The organism is Desmonostoc vinosum, from assembly GCF_059505385.1.
In genome coordinates, this window is record NZ_JCACKM010000010.1 from 1 (window position 1) to 2302 (window position 2302).

At 46.9% G+C, this 2302-nt stretch carries 2 protein-coding genes; both read left to right on the forward strand.

Features of this window, described 5'->3' with window-relative positions; all coding sequences use genetic code 11:
• The first annotated feature begins 210 nt into the window (after positions 1-210).
• Complete coding sequence (gene trpA / locus AC5JMF_RS01030; RefSeq protein WP_495793862.1) at positions 211-1002, forward strand: tryptophan synthase subunit alpha; 792 nt, start codon at positions 211-213, stop codon at positions 1000-1002.
• A 281-nt stretch (positions 1003-1283) separates the two neighbouring features.
• Positions 1284-1922 (forward strand): heterocyst differentiation related protein, encoded by a 639-nt coding sequence (locus tag AC5JMF_RS01035; RefSeq protein ID WP_495793863.1) that lies wholly within the window; start codon positions 1284-1286, stop codon positions 1920-1922.
• Positions 1923-2302 lie beyond the last annotated feature (380 nt).

The following is a 2302-nucleotide window of genomic DNA, read 5'->3' on the forward strand; positions in this document are numbered from 1 at the left end:
CTCTGCCTAATAGCAAAAGTCCGTTGAAACGGACTAAAAATACTGTTATTAGTCAGTTGAAACCGACTTGAGTTATCGCCAGAAAATTTATTTTCTGGCTAGTATCCGACTTTTGCAAGAGGTCTAATGACCCTACGAGTGAGCTAGTTGCTCATGGGGGAAACCCACAAGACTGCACTAGCTCACCAATGACTAACGACTTAATGACTAATGACAAGAATTTCCGATCGCTTTAAAGTACTTGGACAGCAGGGACACTGCGCTTTCATTCCGTTTATTACTGCTGGTGATCCAGATTTAGCAACAACAGCAAAAGCATTGCAAATTTTGGATCAAAATGGAGCAGATTTGATTGAGCTAGGCATACCTTATTCTGATCCGCTAGCAGATGGCCCAGTCATTCAAGCAGCGGCAACCCGTGCTTTGCAAAGAGGAACCAAATTAGAGCAAGTGCTGGAAATGTTGCAAGCAACTATTCCTAGTCTCAGCTCGCCGATCGTGTTGTTTGCTTATTACAACCCGATTTTACACCGAGGAATTAAGAAATTTCTCCAAGAAATTGCTGCGGTTGGTGTGGCAGGATTGGTAGTACCTGACTTGCCTTTGGAAGAAGCAGCTGGTTTGTTACAACCAGCTAGCGAAATCGGCATTGATGTGATTTTATTAGTGGCTCCCACTAGCTCACCTGAACGAATAGAAGCGATCGCTCGCTCTTGTCAAGGATTTATCTATTTAGTTAGTGTGACGGGTGTCACAGGAATGCGATCGCAACTGGAAAGCCGAGTGTCAGATTTACTCAAACAAATTCGTGGTGTTACTGATAAACCCATCGGTGTGGGTTTTGGCATCTCCGAAGCCGCACAAGCGCGTCAGGTAAAGGATTGGGGCGCAGACGCCATAATTGTCGGCAGTGCCATTGTCAAACGTTTAGCAGAAGGTACACCCGAACAAGGATTAAATGCGATCGCGGAATTTTGTCAAAGCCTCAAGGCAGCTATCTAAGCGCCTCACTGAAACTGAAAACAGCATAAATACTCATCTTGATGAGATGGCGAAAGTAGATTAAAAAAGTATACAGCATAGTTTTTTCATTATTGCTAGTAGACAATTTGACTGATATGGCATTGAATATTAACATCGGATATCATGGTGTAAAAAAACTAGCTGATACATCCGTTTATAGTTTGAGTATTATGTGAACAGAAGTAGGCAAAAAGTTATGAGTGTGAGAGTGAGTCAGTTACAAACAGTTATAGTTACATCGCAGTTGAGAGGCAAAGGCGATGAGTGAGAGTATGGCATTTATCGGCGGGGTCGCTGTAGCTGGGCTGGCGGCTCTCGTATTGCTCAAAGGGACAAATACCCCCCTACAGCCTAACTTCGCTGTTGCCCCACAAATGCCTGCTACTGTGGTAGCCCCCCAGGTCATGCAACCAACAGGGCAATCCCCTTACAATCCTTATGGGCAAACAGCAGTACCTACTCAGCCACCTGTAGTCCCCAATTCTGAGCAACGCGTCGAATTGGAACGGTTAAAAACGGAATTGGAGCGTTTAAAAGACGACTACGAACAGGCAAAAATTCAAAACCAAAAAATTTTAGATAGTTATAACGCTCAACAGCTGCAATCAGCTCAGCAAAGTATGCAAAAAGCAGCATTACCATCTGAAAGTACTTGGTGGTCTTCACCTGTACTTTGGTTGGTGGGAGGTGTAACCCTAACCGTCGGTGGTGGTGTTGTTGTTGCTGGTTTATTAGCTTTGTTTTCACCCAAACAGCGCCCAACTCGCACGGTACAGGTTATTCACCCTTATCAAGGCTCGACACAGCCATTGGTTCCTATACGTCGCGCTGAGTTTCTCCCACCTCCTCGCATGGAAACAAGACGGGTTGAAGCTCCAGAATACGACGAAATGCATTGAGATTGGGGAGTGGGGACGCAAAGACACGGTGAGTCCAGTGATTAAAGGAGGGTTTCCAACGCGAGTTGTTCATGGGGGAAACCCCCAAGACCACACTCGCTCCGCAACGCAGTGGCTCCTCAAGTCGGGAAACCCGCCCACGGGGGTGGCTCCCCAAGATCGCCCTGGCTCCTCCGCAGGCAACTAGCGAACCCGTAAGGGGGACGCGGAGAAATTTTCTCCCTAACTCCCTCATCCCCTGGTCTCCGACAAAAGAAGTGCATCCCTCTGCTCCCTCCCTCTTATGGGTAGGTTTTTTAGATTTCGCGTTTTGGTTGACGCGCTTACGCGCTTACACGGTGAGACAGCGAGTAAAGGAGGGTTTCCCTCCGCAGGCGACT

What these genes read in the sequence shown, in the direction of transcription:
- trpA (WP_495793862.1), top strand. Translation starts at nt 211, where the DNA reads ATGACAAGAATTTCCGATCGCTTTAAAGTACTTGGACAGCAGGGACAC.
- AC5JMF_RS01035 (WP_495793863.1), top strand. Translation starts at nt 1,284, where the DNA reads ATGAGTGAGAGTATGGCATTTATCGGCGGGGTCGCTGTAGCTGGGCTG.